We start from the raw sequence: 14782 nt of genomic DNA, 5'->3' as shown, positions 1-14782 counted from the left end.
CTCACAGGTCAGGGGGAGTGCTCTGCTTTGCTTCATTTGACCGGGTGGAGCGACCACTCGGCAATCTTCATCAAACTGTCACGCAACTGTGGCAGCGCGCTTGAACAAACTTCATCAGACTCGCGCTCTACTGGGGTTCTGCGTTTTGGTGTTTCTTCATGCGTGTATTTATCTTTCTGGCCGCGTTGTTGTTCGGCCTGCCGTCGATTGCGGCTTCTCGATGTGATGTCAACGTTGCGACCCAACGGGTCGATCTGGATCAGGTCAGCCTGGCGTACCAGAGCATCGGCCGTGCCTCCGACCCGGCGTTGTTGCTGGTGATGGGCTTGGGCGGGCAGTTGATACATTGGCCGGACGAGGTGGTGGCGGCCCTGTGCGAGCAGGGCTTTCGGGTGATTCGCTACGACAACCGCGACGTGGGCTTGTCCGCCTGGCGTCAGGCGCCCGGCAGCGCCAACCTGGCCTTTGAAGCCTTGCGCTACAAGCTGGGCCTGCCCGTGGCCGCTCCCTACACCTTGACCGACATGGCCGACGACGGCTTGGGGTTGATGGACGCGTTGCAGGTGCAAAGCTTTCACGTACTGGGGGTGAGCATGGGCGGGATGATCGCCCAGCACATGGCGGCCATGGCGCCGCAGCGGGTGGAGAGCCTGACCCTGATCATGACCAGCTCGGGTGCCGAAGGCCTGCCGGCCCCCAGCGAAACCCTGGTGCAGTTGTTGTCCCGGCGCAGTGCGCCGAATCGTGAAGTGGCCCTGGAACAACAGGCCGATCTGCTGGCCGCCCTGGGCAGCCCGATGGTGGTGGATGATCGTCAGGCGCTGCTGCGTCAGGCCGCCCAGGCCTATGACCGGGCCTTCAACCCCGAAGGCGTGCAACGCCAGATCATGGCGATCATGGCCGAGCCGAGCCGGGTGGCGCTGCTCAATCAACTGCGCGTGCCGACCCTGGTGGTTCACGGCACCGCCGACCCGTTGTTGCCGGTGATGCACGGCGTGCACCTGGCGGCGCACATCCGCGGCAGCCGCCTGAAGCTGATACCGGGCCTGGCCCATCGGTTTCAAGACGCGTTCAAGGAACCGTTGCTGGGGGCGGTGTTGCCCTACTTGCAGCAGCATCGCGAAGACACCTCGCATTGGGCGCAGATCGAGCCGGTGCAGGTGCCTAACGTGCTCTGATAAACGGTCTTCCTGGTTTTTTGTGGCGAGGGAGCTTGCTCCCGCTGGGCTGCGAAGCAGCCCCCTAGGGTTCAGCCTGAGAGACCCAGGTGGTTGGATAGATTATGGGATTGCTTCGCAATCCAGCGGGAGCAAGCTCCCTCGCCACAGGGGTTGGCACAAGGCTCCTACCGTGTCTGAGCCTGCTCCACCAACCACTCCATCAGCGCCTGCAACTGCTCCGACGCTCCGGGCTTGCGCGGATACACCAGGTGATAGGCCAACCCGGTCCTGACCTTCAGTTCGAAGGGCATCACCAGTCGCTCGGCGTTCAGGTCGTCGCCGATCAGCGACCAGTCGCCAATCGCCACGCCCGTGCTTTGGGAGGCCATGGACATCGCCAGGTCCAGGGTTTCGAAATGCTGGCCTTTGCTGACGTTGCTCAGTTGCACCTGCGCAGCCTCCAGCCAGGCGTTCCAGTCGCGCTCGTCACTGGTGGGATGAAGCAGCAGATGGTGTTGCAGGTCGGCGGGTGAGCGCAGCGGCACCGGACCTTCAAGCACTGGACGCGAACACACCGGTGTCAGTTGTTCGTCGAACAAGTGCAGGCTCGTCAATGAAGGCGCGGGCGGCGGCCCGTAGACCACCGCGGCGTCGAAGGTTTCGCGCTGGAAATCCACGCCGTGGCGGACGGTGGTGGTCAACTCCACCGGTATGTCCGGTCGTACCTTTTGCCATTGCAGCAAACGCGGCATCAGCCAGCGCAGCACGCAGGTCGGCGCCTTGAGTCGCACGCTCTGGCGTTTCTCGCCGATCTGCTCCACCGCTTCCGCGATCAGGCCGAACACCTGTTGCACCCGTGGCAACCACGCCTGTCCCTGCGGCGTCAGGCTCAGGCCCCGTGCCTGACGCAAGAACAGCGCGTAACCCAAATGCTCCTCCAGCCCGGCGATCTGCCGGCTCACCGCGCCCTGGGTGATGTGCAACTGTTCCGCCGCCCGGGTGAAGTTGCAGCACTGGGCGGTGATCAGAAACGTGTGCAGCGCCGGGAGCGGAGGAAGTCGTTTCATTTGGAATCGAGCCATGATGTAGGGACATGGCTAGTATGACTTTTTATCCATTGTTGCGGCTATGGCCTGGCCGTTCCAATAACGCCATTCCCCGAAAACAAGAAGGTCAGTGGCAATGGCGACGTGCGGCGAAGTATTGGTCAAGTTACTCGAAGGTTATGGCGTGGAGCAGGTGTTCGGGATTCCCGGCGTGCACACCGTCGAGTTGTATCGTGGGCTGGCCCGTTCCAGCATCCGCCATGTGACGCCGCGTCACGAACAGGGCGCCGGCTTCATGGCCGATGGCTACGCCCGCGTCAGCGGCAAGCCCGGTGTGTGCTTCATCATCACCGGCCCCGGCATGACCAACATCACCACCGCCATGGGCCAGGCCTACGCCGATTCGATCCCGATGCTGGTGATCTCCAGCGTGCAGTCCCGCAGCCAGTTGGGCGGCGGGCGCGGCAAACTCCATGAACTGCCGAACCAGAGCGCGTTGGTGAGTGGCGTGGCGGCGTTTTCCCACACGCTGATGTCCGCCGCTGAGTTGCCGGGAGTGCTGGCCCGGGCTTTCGCCTTGTTCCAGGCCGGTCGCCCGCGGCCGGTGCACATTGAAATTCCGTTGGACGTTCTGGTCGAAGACGCCGATGCCTTGCTCGCCACAAGGCCAGTGAACATCAGCCGTGCCGGGGCCGCGCCGAGTGCCGTGGCGCAGATGTCGGCGATGCTGGCGAAGGCCCGCCGGCCGCTGATCCTGGCCGGTGGCGGCGCCATTGATGCCGCCCGCGAGCTGACCGAACTGGCTGAATGCCTCGGCGCCCCCGTGGCATTGACCATCAACGCCAAAGGCTTGTTGCCGTCGCGTCATCCTCTGCTGATCGGCTCCACGCAAAGCCTGGTGGCCACCCGCGCACTGGTGGCCGAGGCCGACGTGGTGCTGGCCATCGGCACGGAGCTGGCCGAGACCGACTACGACATCACCTTCGCCGGTGGCTTCGAAATCCCCGGTGCATTGCTGCGCATCGACATCGACCCGGACCAGACCGTGCGCAACTACCCGCCGCACCTGGCGCTGGTGGCCGATGCCCGCAGCGCCAGCCAGGCCTTGCTCGATGGGTTGAAGCAACAATCCCTGACCCAGCGCAACAGCGATTGGGGCCAGGTGCGTGCCGCGCGGTTACGGGCGGATCTGGACCGGGACTGGGACGTCGCGACCCGCGCGCAGACCTTGTTCATCGACACGGTTTTGCAGGCCTTGCCCGACGCGGTATTCGTCGGTGACTCCACACAACCGGTGTACACCGGCAACCTGACCTTCAACCCGGAACATCCACGTCGCTGGTTCAATGCTTCCACCGGCTACGGCACCCTCGGCTATGCCTTGCCGGCGGCCATCGGCGCCTGGCTCGGCGGCATCGATTCGGGTAAGGGGCGTCCGCCCGTGGTGTGCCTGATCGGTGATGGCGGCTTGCAGTTCACCCTGCCGGAGCTTGCCAGCGCCGTGGAAGCAGGCGTGCCAGTGATCGTGCTGCTGTGGAATAACCAGGGTTACGAAGAGATCAAGAAATACATGGTCAACCGCGCCATTGAACCGGTGGGCGTGGACATCTACACCCCGGATTTCATTGGCGTGGCCAAGGCCCTGGGCTGCTTTGCACAGGCAGTCGACGGCGTGGCGCCATTGCGCGCCGCATTGCTGGAGGCCCACGACCGCCAGGGCCCGACCCTGATCGAAATCGATCAGGCGCGCTGGATGCTGGGGGTGGCCCAATGAATTTCCCCACCACCCAGGACGGCCTGTACATCAACGGCCAATGGTCATCGGGCGATCAGCATTTGCGGGTGATCAACCCGGTCACCGAGGCGCTGCTGACCACGGTCAATGGCGGCGATGAGCGCGCCGTCGATCAGGCCTTGAACGCGGCGACCCAGGCTTTGGCGCAATGGTCGAACACCACCGGCGCCGAGCGCGGGGCGCTTCTGCGCCGTATCGCCGCCGGCGTGCGGGCCGCTCGTGAGCGCTTGATGCATCTGCAATCGAGCAATAACGGCAAACCCCTGTTCGAAGCGGCCATCGATGTCGACGACGTGGTCGCCACCTTCGAGTATTACGCCGAACTGGCCGAAGGGCTGGACGCCCGGCAGGACAGCCCACTGGCATTGCCCAGCGATGACTTCAGGGCACGCCTGCGCCGCGAACCCTGCGGTGTGGTGGGCTTGATCGTGCCGTGGAATTTCCCGATGGTCACCACCGCCTGGAAGCTCGCCCCGGCCTTGGCTGCCGGCTGTTGTGTGGTGCTCAAACCTTCGGAGGTGACCCCGCTGCCGGAGTTGGAGCTGGCGTCGATCATCGCCGAGTGCGGCTTACCCCACGGCGTGTTCAACCTGATCTGCGGCACGGGGCTGGCCGTGGGCGCGCCGCTGGCGACAGATCCGCGCGTGGCGAAGATTTCCTTTACCGGCAGCAATGCGGTGGGGGTGCAGGTGATGCAACGGGCGGCGGAAACGGTGAAGGGCGTCAGCCTGGAATTGGGTGGCAAGTCGTCGCTGCTGGTGCTGGCCGACGCTGATCTGGAGCTGGCGGTGGAGCTGGCCTGTGGTGGTGGTTTCTTCAACGCCGGACAAATGTGCTCGGCCACCAGTCGCGTGCTGGTCGCTGAAGAGCTGGCCGACGAGTTCCTGCAACGGCTCAAGACTCGCGCCGAAGCGATTCGCGTGGCTGACCCGTTTGACCCTGACGTGGAGATGGGCGCGCTGGTCAACCAGGCGCAATACCAGCGCGTGCTCGGGCATATCGACCGGGGCTTGAGCGCCGGGGCGACGCTGGTGTGCGGCGGACAACGCCCCGCGCATTTGCCGCGCGGCTATTTTCTACAGCCGACAGTCTTCACCGACGTGCCGGTGGACAGCGAGCTGTGGTGCGAAGAAATCTTCGGGCCGGTGCTGTGTGTGCGCCGTTTCACCTCCCTGGAGCAAGCGATTGCCCTGGCCAATGACAGCCGTTTCGGCCTGGTGGCCAGTGTTGTCAATCGCGATACCGAAGTTGCCGAACAGGTGGCCAATGCACTGCAGGCGGGACTGGTGTGGATCAACGCCCCCCAAGTGATCTTTCCCCAGGCGGCGTGGGGCGGCTACAAGCAGAGCAGCATGGGCCGCGAGTTGGGGCCTTGGGGGCTGGCGGCGTTTCAGGAGATCAAGCATGTGGTGCGGGCGGTTTGAATGCTAGATGTTCGTTGTCTGCTCTGGCCCTTTCGCGAGCAAGCTCGCTCCCACAGGGTCCTGCATACACAGGTCAAAATGTGGGAGCGAGCTTGCTCGCGATGAGGCCGGCACAGCCAACCCAAAAATCAGCTCAGACAGTCATCCGCAACCGCGCCAGATCCCGCAGCGGCGGCGCGCCGAACAGGCGGCTGTACTCGCGGCTGAACTGCGAAGGGCTTTCATACCCCACCCGATACCCCGCCGCCGAAGCTTCCAGCCCTTCGGCCAGCATCAGTCGCCGGGCTTCCTGAAGGCGCAGTTGTTTCTGGTATTGCAGCGGGCTCATGGCCGTCATGGCCTTGAAGCGGTGATGCAGGGTCGAGACGCTGAGGTTCACTTCCCGGGCCAGGTCATCGATGCGCAACGGTTGCTCGAAATGGCCATTGAGCCATTTGATCGCCTGGCTGATGCGATGGCTCTGACTGTTGGTAATGGCGATTTCGTACAGCCGATAGCCCTGAGGGCTGCGCAGCAGGCGGTACAGAATCTCCCGGCGCACCAGGGGCGCGAGCATGGCGATGTCTTTCGGGCTGTCGAGCAAGCGCGTCAGGCGCAACACGGCGTCGAGCATCGGCGTGTCCAAGCGTTCTACATACAGGCCGCGACCGGTGGGGCGCGTCGGTACGCCGAGGGGGCCTGCGTCGGCAATCAGCGCGGTGATTTCCGCCGGATCGATGTCCAGGCGCAGGGCCAGGATCGGCTGATCGGGCGAGACGCTGGCGATGCAACCACTCAGGGGCATCGAGACCGAGACCACCAGGTAATGGAGCGGATCGTAGTTGAACAACTCATCCGCCAGGCGCACCTGCTTGCTGCCCTGGGCCATGATGCACAGCGCCGGTCGCGCCAGCACCGGTGCGAATTGATGGGCTTGACTGTGGCGCGACAGATTCAGCGAGTCGATGGCCGTGGCGTAGTTGCCGTCTTCACTGGTATTGCGGGCGATGATCGACGCCAGTTCGGCGCGCTGTTGTTCCAGATACGTGTCCAGCGGGACGTGGGCGTGGTCAAGCGGCGACATGCCGGAATCCTCGGGAAAGGGGGAGCGATGAGCAGAGCTTATGTTTGTGCAAGTTGCAGTGGTAGCCACATCCTGTCGAAAGCTTGCCTGATCCTGCACGGTGCATCGATTCACCATGGCTTAATGTGACAAAAACTTGCTTGAAACCTTTTGTTTCAACTTTCCCGGATCCTCGCCGATGGAGGACCGATTGGGTCCCGCTCCCGCGCAGGATTGTGCAATGGGTCGGCAGGAATCGACTAACCAGGCTGGCGTGGTGGCGCTTAACCTTTGATCCTGTCGCAGCCTGTCCCGGGCTGCACAACGGATTACCTGGGAGGTTGAACATGTCTACACAGATCCCCGTCAGTCACATGGCCTTTGTGCGGGCCCGTTCCGGTTGCTCCAAGCCATTGGGTGCACGCCTGAGTACGCTGATCACGCCTTCGCGCCAGGCTCCCGGATGCCTGCATTTTGCCTTGCAGCAATCGCAATGCGACGCCGATCTGTGGCTGGTGTCCGGGCTCTGGGTCAATCAACAGGCGATGGATGCTTATTTCAACTCACCGGCCATGGCGATCTTCGCCGAGCTGGTACAGGACCTGGTGGTGAGCAGCCTGGATTTCCACACCTTCCGGGAAGTGTCCGCCGCCCAGGCGACCGAAGGGTGCCTGGCGAAGGTACACAAACTGGCGGGTTGAAGGTTTAATGAGCGTCATTTTCCATCGCCAGGATGCGCAATATGGCACGTAAAGCCTTTGAAACCTTCGAAGCTGTTTCCGCGGTCGTCCCCAAAGAGGGCGGCTACTACGCGGCGATTGCCACCAAAGCCATTGGTGGTTCCGGTGCGCCGCGTTTTAACAAGGTGCTTGAAGATCAGACGTTCAAGACGGCCACTGATGCCGACTCGGCGGCGGCCATTGAGTTGACCCATCTCAAGGGTGTGGGCGATGAGGGCGAGCTGATCTGGAACCCGCGAGATTAACGTTATGGGAGCAAGGCTTACCCGCGATGCAGTCACCTCGGTTCAAAAGACAGGCTGCGTTGTCTTCATCGCGGGCAAGCCTTGCTCCCACAGATAAAACGCTTTGTCTGTGCACTGCTATTGAGGACGGTGCATCTTGAACAGCGCCTCGGGACCCAGCTGGAAATAATCCGCCGGCCCGCCGCCGCGCAAAATCGGCTCGGCGGCGGCGGTGTCGTATACCCCATCCTTCAACAACCATTTGGCGATATGCACGGCGACCACCTCGCCGAGAATCAGCCAACTGGGCACCAATGCCTTGTCCGCGCGCTGCAACTGGATGATCTGGGTGACCTTGCATTCGAAGGACACCGGGCTTTGCGCCACGCGTGGCACCTGGATCACCCGTGATGACGCTGGCGTCAAACCGGCCAGTTCGAATTCATTGACCTTTGGCGCGACCATGGCGCAGCTCTGGTTCATCTGCTCGGCCAACGGGCGTGTCGCCAGGTTCCAGGCGAATTCGCCGGTCTGTTCGATGTTGTTCAGGCTGTCTTTGCGCCCGACGCTGCAGAAGCCGATGATCGGCGGAATGTAGTTGAAGGCGTTGAAAAAACTGTAGGGCGCCAGGTTCAGGTGCCCTTCGGCGTCCTGGGAGGAAATCCAGCCGATGGGGCGTGGGCCGACGATGGCATTGAACGGGTCGTGGGGCAGGCCGTGGCCGTGGGCGGGTTCGTAGTAGTGGATGTCGTCGGGCATGAGGCGAGGGTCCTGGGGATGGATTTTGAGGATGTTGTGGATAGTGCAGGGGGCGACTGTTTTTGTCAGCACCTGGCAAGCCTGCCCACTCATTTGCTCTTCAGGGTTCACGGAACTTTCGTCTGCCACACAATCCTGTGGGAGCGAGCCTGCTCGCGATGACGGTGTAGCAGGGGACGTAGGGGTTGAATGTGCTGACCTCTTCGCGAGCAGGCTCGCTCCCACAATTTGTTCTTCAGTGAGACCACTTTTGTGTTGGGCTTGAGGCTGACCGTTTTCCTGTACCCCAAAAACAACTAAGCCCGGCCGAAGCCGGGCTGTGAGAGAGCCTCGTTGGGATTAGCTGAGAGAGGCGGTGTTGGTGCGGTCAAAGCCGTCTTCAGCGATAGCGTTCGAGCCAGTGCGGTCAAAGCCGTCTTCAGCGATAGCGTTCGAGCCAGTGCGGTCAAAGCCGTCTTCAGCGATAGCGTTCGAGCCAGTGCGGTCAAAGCCGTCTTCAGCGATAGCGTTCGAGCCAGTGCGGTCGAAGCCGTCTTCAGCGATAGCGTTGGAGCCAGTGCGGTCGAAGCCGTCTTCAGCGATAGCGTTCGAGCCAGTGCGGTCAAAGCCGTCTTCAGCGATAGCGTTCGAGCCAGTGCGGTCGAAGCCGTCTTCGGCGATAGCGTTGGAGCCGGTGCGGTCGAAGCCGTCGGCGGCAACGGTGGCGGCGCTGGTGCGGTCGTAACCGTCAGCGGCAATGGCCGACTGAGTGCGGTCGAAGCCATCGGCGGCGAAGGTGTTGGCGGCCAGTACGGACAGGGTCAGGGCGAGGATCAGTTTGGTTTTCATGGTCGTTCTCCGAAGTGGTTGGCGTTGATCGCCTTGGGTGTGGAATTCATATTACGCTTGTTAAATCGATTAAAAAGCGCAAAAAAACGCTCAAACAAATCGTATTTATCGATTGATTGCTCGTTGTTACTGATCGGCGATAAATGTCATCACCGGCGTACCCGAACAGCGTTTTGGTGAGGATGAGGATGTAGGGCGGGCATTAACCAGAGATTAATGTCGGATAAATCTTCAGACACGAAGCACAAAAAAAGGGGCGAACCCGTACAGGTTCGCCCCTTTCGTGTGTGCGTGTGCGCGGGTCAGTCGGTCAAGATCCGCGAATGCTTGCGGGTGTCTTTCATGGTGATGTAGACCAGCAGCGACACGGCGATGCACGCCGTCACGTACCAGTAGTAGCCGGTTTCCATGCCGATGCTCTTGAACCACAGGGCGATGTATTCAGCGGTGCCGCCGAAGATCGATACGGTCAAGGCGTACGGCAAGCCGACGCCCAGGGCGCGGATCTCTGTGGGGAACAGCTCGGCTTTGACCACGGCGTTGATCGAGGTGTAGCCGCTGACGATGATCAGCGCCGCCATGATCAGGAAGAACGCGCCCCACCAGGTCTGGATGGTGTGTAGGGTGGTCAGGATCGGTACGGTGAACAGCGTCCCCAGGATGCCGAAGGCGATCAGGATCGGCCGCCGACCGACCTTGTCCGACAAACCGCCGATCAAAGGTTGCAGGCACATGAACAGGAACAGGGTGGCGGCGGAAATGGTGGTGGAGTCGGAAATGCTCATGCCGACCGTGTTCACCAGGTATTTCTGCATGTAGGTGGTGTAGGTGTAGAACGCCAGGGTGCCGCCCATGGTCAGGCCGACCACAGTCATCAACTCTTTTGGATGGCGCATCAAGGTGCGCATGGCGCTTTCCTTGGCTTTTTCCTTTTTGGTGAACGACTCGGTTTCTTCCATGCCGCGACGCAGGTACAACGCCACTATCGCGCACAACGCGCCGATGGCGAATGGAATGCGCCAGCCCCAGGCATACAGCTCTTCGGTGGTGAGGAACCGTTGCAACACGATCAGCACGCCGAGGGCGATGAGTTGGCCGGAGATCAGGGTCACGTACTGGAAGCTGGAGAAGAAGCCGCGACGTTCCTTGGTGGCCATCTCGCTCAGATAGGTTGCCGAGGTGCCGTATTCACCGCCCACCGACAGGCCCTGAAGCAAGCGGGCCACTACCAGTAGGATGGGGGCACCGACGCCGATGGTTTCATAGCCGGGGCTCAGGGCGATGATCAGCGAGCCGAAGCACATCAGGTACACCGAGGCCATCAGCGCCGCCTTGCGGCCGGCGCGATCCGCGTACAGGCCCATCAACCAGCCACCGATCGGACGCATCAGGAAGCCCACGGCGAAGATCGCGGCGGTTTTCATCAGTTGCGCGGTGGAGGACCCGGCCGGGAAGAATACTTTGGCGAAGTACAGCGAGAAAGCGGCGTAGACGTACCAGTCATACCACTCGACCATGTTGCCGACCGAACCGCTGAAAATCGACTTGATCCGGCTGGCAGTGGTTCTTTCACGGGCGGGCGCGGCGGCCGACCCGAGGGGAAGGGCGTTGGAGTTATCCATTGAAGGATCCTTCGTTTAATTGTTTTTGTGGAGCGCGTGGGAACGCAGCCTGCCAGGGCTATAGCAGGAGCTGTGCCAGGTGGGAGAAGGCCGGTCTAGAGGGGTTTTGAACGCTGGGTGAGCGGATTGGCGCTCATTTTTGCTGTGGAATGAGCGGGAATCCGCTCATCCTTGAGGTCATCATTCTTGGCTGCTGGCCTCATCGCGAGCAGGCTCGCTCCCACAGGGTTCTGTGTATGCAGGTCCAATGTGGGGAGCGACACTGCTCGCGATGGCGCCAGTACCGACACCCAAAGGCTCAGGGCGACGAGGTTGAAGGCGTGAACTCCAGGTTCAACTCTCCCCGATATTGCCCGGTATTCTTGTCGATCTGCCGGAACTGCGGTGTCTCCAGGGTGATCGGCCAGGGTGTGCACACGACCGGGAAGGGGACGTTGGGCAAGCGCACGGCGCGGATATCGGCATTGTTGATACCGGTAAAGGTCACCGGTTGACCTGAGACATGCTGCGTCTCGCCCAGGTTGGCGGTGCGGGTGCGAACCCGGTATTCGATACGGTTGCGCTCGTCCGTCCCCCCGGAGGTGTGCTGCACGAAGAAGCGTCCGGCCATGCCGGGTACGGGGTTTTTGTCGGTGACGCGCATCTCGAAACGCTGGCTGTTGGAGTTGTAGCCGTCGTAGAGGCAGGCATCGACGACAGCCTTGCCGGAGACGATACCGCCGGGGCCATTGCTCAACGGGCGGGTGCGCAGGTTCAGGTCCACCTGCGGGGTGCTGATGCCGTGGGCGGGCAGGTAGATCTGCACGTTATTGTGATCGGTCACGTCCAGCTTGAAATCGACGGTGTAGATATGGGCGTCTCCGATTGGCTGCGAGTAGAACCTCCTGAGCTTCATGACCATTTGCGCCGTCCAGATGCCACCGGCAGGCAATTTGGCGAGTTCTGACCGAGGAATCCAGAGGGTGGAGGCCGTACCCGTCACATCCACTCCCTCGCAATTGCCATGTGATGTCGAGGTCAGCATCCAGGTGCTGGGCGCCCACACCCCGCAGGGGCTGTGGATCTGGTATCTGCGTGTAATGTTGCCTTTGACGGTCAGAACCACGGACAGTCGGCTGCGTTTCTCCGTGAAACGCAGCTTTATCTCGGTGGTGCCATATCTGCCTCCGGTGGTGGTCAGGCACTGGCCTGTTGCTGGATCGGTGTTGGACAGACAGACAAAATGCATTGTCTTATAGCCTGCGCCTGCCACGGGTTGTTCGTGCCAGCCATGGGTCATCCGCGTCCAGATGTAATGATCGGCGGGCGGAGTCGAGCGGTCGAATTGCAGCATCTCGGATTGATAGTGGTTGCCGGGATGGATGTCCCCGAGCGCCGGTAGCGCAGCGAACGCGCCAATCAGTGCGCCAAGGCGACGGGCCCAACGGTGAAAGATCAGATTCATGGCTGGTTTCTCTTGTCTGACGATAACGCGGCGCTGCGGCGCGCGGTCCAGCGTTCCAGTCGGTCGGGGTCGCGCAGGTCTCTGGGCAGAGCGTCCAGGGTGGTGCTCTGGCAGGTCAGCGTGCCGACCTGGCGCAAGCTGCTGCGAGCGGTGGCCGACTGCACGGCGCAGGCATGCACACCGTTCAGGTCCAGGGCGAACAACGGTTGCGGGGGTTTGTTGAGATCGACGACGAAGCTGCCGTCCTCGGCGGTTTCCATCATCGCTGCGTTGAGGATGGCCGCCTGTGCCAGCGGTTGTCCCCGGGCGTCCACCAGGCGTCCGATGTAGGTGTAGCTGAGGCTGGACTCGATGCGCTGCACCGCCAGCTTGCCGGGTGGCAGGAACCAGTCGCGGCTGCCGTTGCCGACATTCACCGAGCTCAGGTTCTGGCGCGAGGCATCGGCATCGCTGATGCGAGTCTGGGAGACCTCGAAGCCATTGATCGGAATCAGCCGTTTCTCGCCGAAGCCGATGCTGGTCTGGGCGCCGTAGCCGCCACTGACCTTGGCCGCGGCGCCGGTGGCGTTTTCCATTGGCGCAGCGACGATGCCGACGGCGGCGCCAGGGCCTGTGCCGCCCTGGCCGGGGCCCCAGAAGAAACCTTCGCGCCCCAGTGCCAGTGAGGAAGAGTGGTTGCCGCTGAGCCCAGGGCGTGAATCATGCCGGTCACCGCCGCGCTGTGACATCGCCAGGCTCGTTTCGCCCCAGCTACGTTCGAGTCGCCCGGCCAGTTCGGCGTCCCAGCGGCCCAGGTCGTCGTAACCCAGCCCGGTATTCATCTCGTTGCGACCTTGCTCGCTGTCCCAGACACGGGTATGGGCCAGGCTGGTCCGGACGCTGTCGCTGGCGGCCTGCTCGCGGCGCGCGTCCAGGCCGACACTGGTCTGCCGGAAGCCACCGGATGTCGAGCGCTCGTTATGGGACAGACTGAGGCTCAGGTACAGGCCGTGGTCGGTCGGCCGATTGCCGCTCTGATTGCGAAACGCGCCCACGCGGTGGGTGAGGTGGAACTGGCCCAGGCGATGCCCGCGAGAGAACCCCACCTGCAGGGTGCGGGCCCAGGTGGCGGTGGTCAGTTCGTCGGTCAGGTCCGGCTCGCCGGGCAACGTGTTCCAGTAGTAGGACGGATTCACCTGGGCATAACGGTTGTAGCTATAGCCAGCGGTGAGGGCGCCGCCGGCCAACGGCAGCGATGCGCTGGCCGTCAGCGATTCGTTGCAGCCACTCTGCTGGTAGGTGCGGCGGTTGTGCTCGCAGGACGGGCTGCGCAGCGAGTAGCGATAGAGATTCCAGGACAGGCCATGGTTGAACGTGAACTGCTGGCTGTTGCCGCTCGCCCCGTCGTTCCCCTCCAGGAGGGCGGCCGACAGAGACCAACTGCTGGCGCCCAGCGTGCCGGCCCAGTCCAGGCGGCTTTCGTTGTAGAACGCGGTGTCCAGCCAGGTGATCGCGCTGGTGAGCGCCAGGTTATCGAGCAGCGGTACCCGCAGGCCGGTCTGGGCCACGGCGGCGGGATCTTGTTCGTACAGGGAATGCTCGGCCGTGCGCCCACCCTGTAAAAACCATTGCACGGTGTCATCCCCCAGGCCGTTGCCGTCGGTGCGGCTGAAGGGCACGGTTTCGGTACGGGTTACCTGGCCGTTTTCGATCACCCGCAGGGTCACCGGATAACTGCCGTTGGGGAAGGTTCGGGTGTCGACGTTCTGCACACCGGCATCCAGATAAGAAGTGGAGAGCAGTTCTTCGCCGCGAAAGGCATCGACGCGGGCGCGTTGGGTCAGGATCAGGGAGATGGGCGTGCCCTGTCCGACGACGTCGCGATTGAGGTAGGCCAGGGTGGTGCCGACACGGGCGCCGTCGATCCGGCCCAAGGGCAGCAGGCTGAAGTTGAAGTTGCCGCCTTCGGCGCTGGACAGGTTGCTCATGTCCATGCGTCCCGCCTGTGCGTAGTGTTCACGGTCGAAGTCTCGCCGGTAGTAGGCGTTGTTGAATTCCAGGTTGCTGTCACTGCCGCGCTTGTTCTGGTTGGCCTGATAGGTCCAGGTGAACCCCAGGTGACTGTTTTCTCCCAGGCCGAGTGCGCCGAGGCCGCTGGCACCCAGGGCGCGGTAACTGTCGGACTGGGCGATATTGATGTTTTGCCGGTGGACGAGGGCATTCTCTGCCTCGCTCGGCGTGTGCAGCCGCAGGGCCGAGGCCTCGTTGGTCGGCAGCCAGTCCTTGCGCAGCAGGACCTGGAGACGGGCGCCGGCCTCGTCGAGAATCACGGCCACTGCCTCGGTTTCGAGATAGCCGCAACTTGCCTCGCTGGCCAGGCCGTAGGAGCAGGCCAGCTGGCTATTGCTGGGCAAGGGCTGTGACAGTAATGGCAGCAGTTCCTGAGGCGAGGCCAGTACGCCGGCTTCCACCAGCAGGGCCGAGATGCGCTCAGGCTGCTTGAATTCGATCCGGCCGGGCTGGACCAGCACCGGGTGCACGCCGAGATTGCGGTTGAACAGTTGTAGTTCGAGCTGTTCCACCTGCCCTTCGACCAAGGCTTCGAAGCCGGCCGGCACCTGAGTCAAGGCGTCGGTCGCGGCCCAGGCGCCTTCGGCCAGCGCCCATGAAAGGGAGATGGAGATAGCTGTGAAGTGGCGTTTCATACGTGGCCTTGATG

Annotated in this window: 12 protein-coding genes; 5 read left to right on the top strand and 7 right to left on the bottom strand. The window is 62.5% G+C overall.

The window, feature by feature from the left end; all coding sequences use genetic code 11:
• The first annotated feature begins 158 nt into the window (after positions 1–158).
• Positions 159–1178, top strand: coding sequence for an alpha/beta hydrolase (locus tag QOM08_RS22600; protein WP_316912165.1), 1020 nt, complete (start codon positions 159–161; stop codon positions 1176–1178).
• 167 nt (positions 1179–1345) lie between these two features.
• Here QOM08_RS22600 and QOM08_RS22595 read toward each other — a convergent pair whose 3' ends face one another.
• Positions 1346–2227, bottom strand: coding sequence for a LysR substrate-binding domain-containing protein (locus tag QOM08_RS22595; RefSeq protein WP_316912164.1), 882 nt, complete (start codon positions 2225–2227; stop codon positions 1346–1348).
• 115 nt (positions 2228–2342) lie between these two features.
• On the opposite strand from QOM08_RS22595, the gene QOM08_RS22590 reads away from it, so the two are divergent.
• Entirely contained in the window at positions 2343–3980 is a 1638-nt protein-coding gene (locus QOM08_RS22590) for a 5-guanidino-2-oxopentanoate decarboxylase (RefSeq protein WP_047230392.1), read from the top strand.
• Positions 3977–5425: an aldehyde dehydrogenase family protein gene (locus QOM08_RS22585; protein ID WP_316912163.1), complete on the top strand. Its 1449-nt coding sequence runs from the start codon at positions 3977–3979 to the stop codon at positions 5423–5425. Before QOM08_RS22590 ends, QOM08_RS22585 begins: the two co-directional genes overlap by 4 nt.
• A 133-nt stretch (positions 5426–5558) precedes the next feature.
• On the opposite strand, the gene QOM08_RS22580 is transcribed toward QOM08_RS22585, so the two are convergent.
• Positions 5559–6488: an AraC family transcriptional regulator gene (locus QOM08_RS22580; protein WP_047230390.1), complete on the bottom strand. Its 930-nt coding sequence runs from the start codon at positions 6486–6488 to the stop codon at positions 5559–5561.
• A gap of 326 nt (positions 6489–6814) precedes the next feature.
• Between QOM08_RS22580 and QOM08_RS22575 the strand changes: the two genes are divergently transcribed.
• Both QOM08_RS22575 and QOM08_RS22570 read left to right on the top strand, forming a co-directional pair.
• Positions 6815–7168 carry a putative quinol monooxygenase gene (locus tag QOM08_RS22575; protein WP_047230389.1) on the top strand — a complete coding sequence of 118 codons (354 nt, stop codon included), beginning with the start codon at positions 6815–6817 and terminating at the stop codon, positions 7166–7168.
• Between the two features lie 41 nt (positions 7169–7209).
• Entirely contained in the window at positions 7210–7452 is a 243-nt protein-coding gene (locus QOM08_RS22570; RefSeq protein ID WP_160893300.1) for a hypothetical protein, read from the top strand.
• Positions 7453–7569: 117 nt separating this feature from the next.
• Here the strand turns inward: QOM08_RS22570 and QOM08_RS22565 are convergent, their stop codons facing one another.
• The 5 genes from QOM08_RS22565 to QOM08_RS22545 form a co-directional block, all read right to left on the bottom strand.
• A complete protein-coding gene (locus QOM08_RS22565) occupies positions 7570–8190 on the bottom strand; it encodes a flavin reductase family protein (protein ID WP_076383658.1) in 621 nt (206 codons plus the stop codon).
• A gap of 339 nt (positions 8191–8529) precedes the next feature.
• Positions 8530–9018 carry a heme utilization protein gene (locus QOM08_RS22560; RefSeq protein ID WP_316912162.1) on the bottom strand — a complete coding sequence of 163 codons (489 nt, stop codon included), beginning with the start codon at positions 9016–9018 and terminating at the stop codon, positions 8530–8532.
• Positions 9019–9320: 302 nt separating this feature from the next.
• Positions 9321–10640, bottom strand: a complete 1320-nt coding sequence (locus QOM08_RS22555; RefSeq protein ID WP_047227120.1) for an MFS transporter — start codon at positions 10638–10640, stop codon at positions 9321–9323.
• A 298-nt stretch (positions 10641–10938) separates the two neighbouring features.
• Positions 10939–12084: a CfaE/CblD family pilus tip adhesin gene (locus QOM08_RS22550; protein WP_316912161.1), complete on the bottom strand. Its 1146-nt coding sequence runs from the start codon at positions 12082–12084 to the stop codon at positions 10939–10941.
• A complete protein-coding gene (locus QOM08_RS22545) occupies positions 12081–14768 on the bottom strand; it encodes a TcfC E-set like domain-containing protein (RefSeq protein WP_316912160.1) in 2688 nt (895 codons plus the stop codon). The genes QOM08_RS22550 and QOM08_RS22545 overlap by 4 nt, the downstream gene beginning before the upstream one ends.
• Positions 14769–14782 lie beyond the last annotated feature (14 nt).

Origin of the sequence: Pseudomonas sp. P105 (assembly GCF_032614175.1) — a bacterium.
GTDB lineage: Bacteria > Pseudomonadota > Gammaproteobacteria > Pseudomonadales > Pseudomonadaceae > Aquipseudomonas > Aquipseudomonas rhizophila.
This window is presented reverse-complemented; position numbering and strand designations above follow the sequence as displayed.

What these genes read in the sequence shown, in the direction of transcription:
- QOM08_RS22580 (WP_047230390.1), bottom strand. Translation starts at nt 6,488, where the DNA reads ATGTCGCCGCTTGACCACGCCCACGTCCCGCTGGACACGTATCTGGAA.
- QOM08_RS22550 (WP_316912161.1), bottom strand. Translation starts at nt 12,084, where the DNA reads ATGAATCTGATCTTTCACCGTTGGGCCCGTCGCCTTGGCGCACTGATT.
- QOM08_RS22555 (WP_047227120.1), bottom strand. Translation starts at nt 10,640, where the DNA reads ATGGATAACTCCAACGCCCTTCCCCTCGGGTCGGCCGCCGCGCCCGCC.
- QOM08_RS22570 (WP_160893300.1), top strand. Translation starts at nt 7,210, where the DNA reads ATGGCACGTAAAGCCTTTGAAACCTTCGAAGCTGTTTCCGCGGTCGTC.
- QOM08_RS22560 (WP_316912162.1), bottom strand. Translation starts at nt 9,018, where the DNA reads ATGAAAACCAAACTGATCCTCGCCCTGACCCTGTCCGTACTGGCCGCC.
- QOM08_RS22600 (WP_316912165.1), top strand. Translation starts at nt 159, where the DNA reads ATGCGTGTATTTATCTTTCTGGCCGCGTTGTTGTTCGGCCTGCCGTCG.
- QOM08_RS22585 (WP_316912163.1), top strand. Translation starts at nt 3,977, where the DNA reads ATGAATTTCCCCACCACCCAGGACGGCCTGTACATCAACGGCCAATGG.
- QOM08_RS22565 (WP_076383658.1), bottom strand. Translation starts at nt 8,190, where the DNA reads ATGCCCGACGACATCCACTACTACGAACCCGCCCACGGCCACGGCCTG.
- QOM08_RS22595 (WP_316912164.1), bottom strand. Translation starts at nt 2,227, where the DNA reads ATGAAACGACTTCCTCCGCTCCCGGCGCTGCACACGTTTCTGATCACC.
- QOM08_RS22545 (WP_316912160.1), bottom strand. Translation starts at nt 14,768, where the DNA reads ATGAAACGCCACTTCACAGCTATCTCCATCTCCCTTTCATGGGCGCTG.
- QOM08_RS22590 (WP_047230392.1), top strand. Translation starts at nt 2,343, where the DNA reads ATGGCGACGTGCGGCGAAGTATTGGTCAAGTTACTCGAAGGTTATGGC.
- QOM08_RS22575 (WP_047230389.1), top strand. Translation starts at nt 6,815, where the DNA reads ATGTCTACACAGATCCCCGTCAGTCACATGGCCTTTGTGCGGGCCCGT.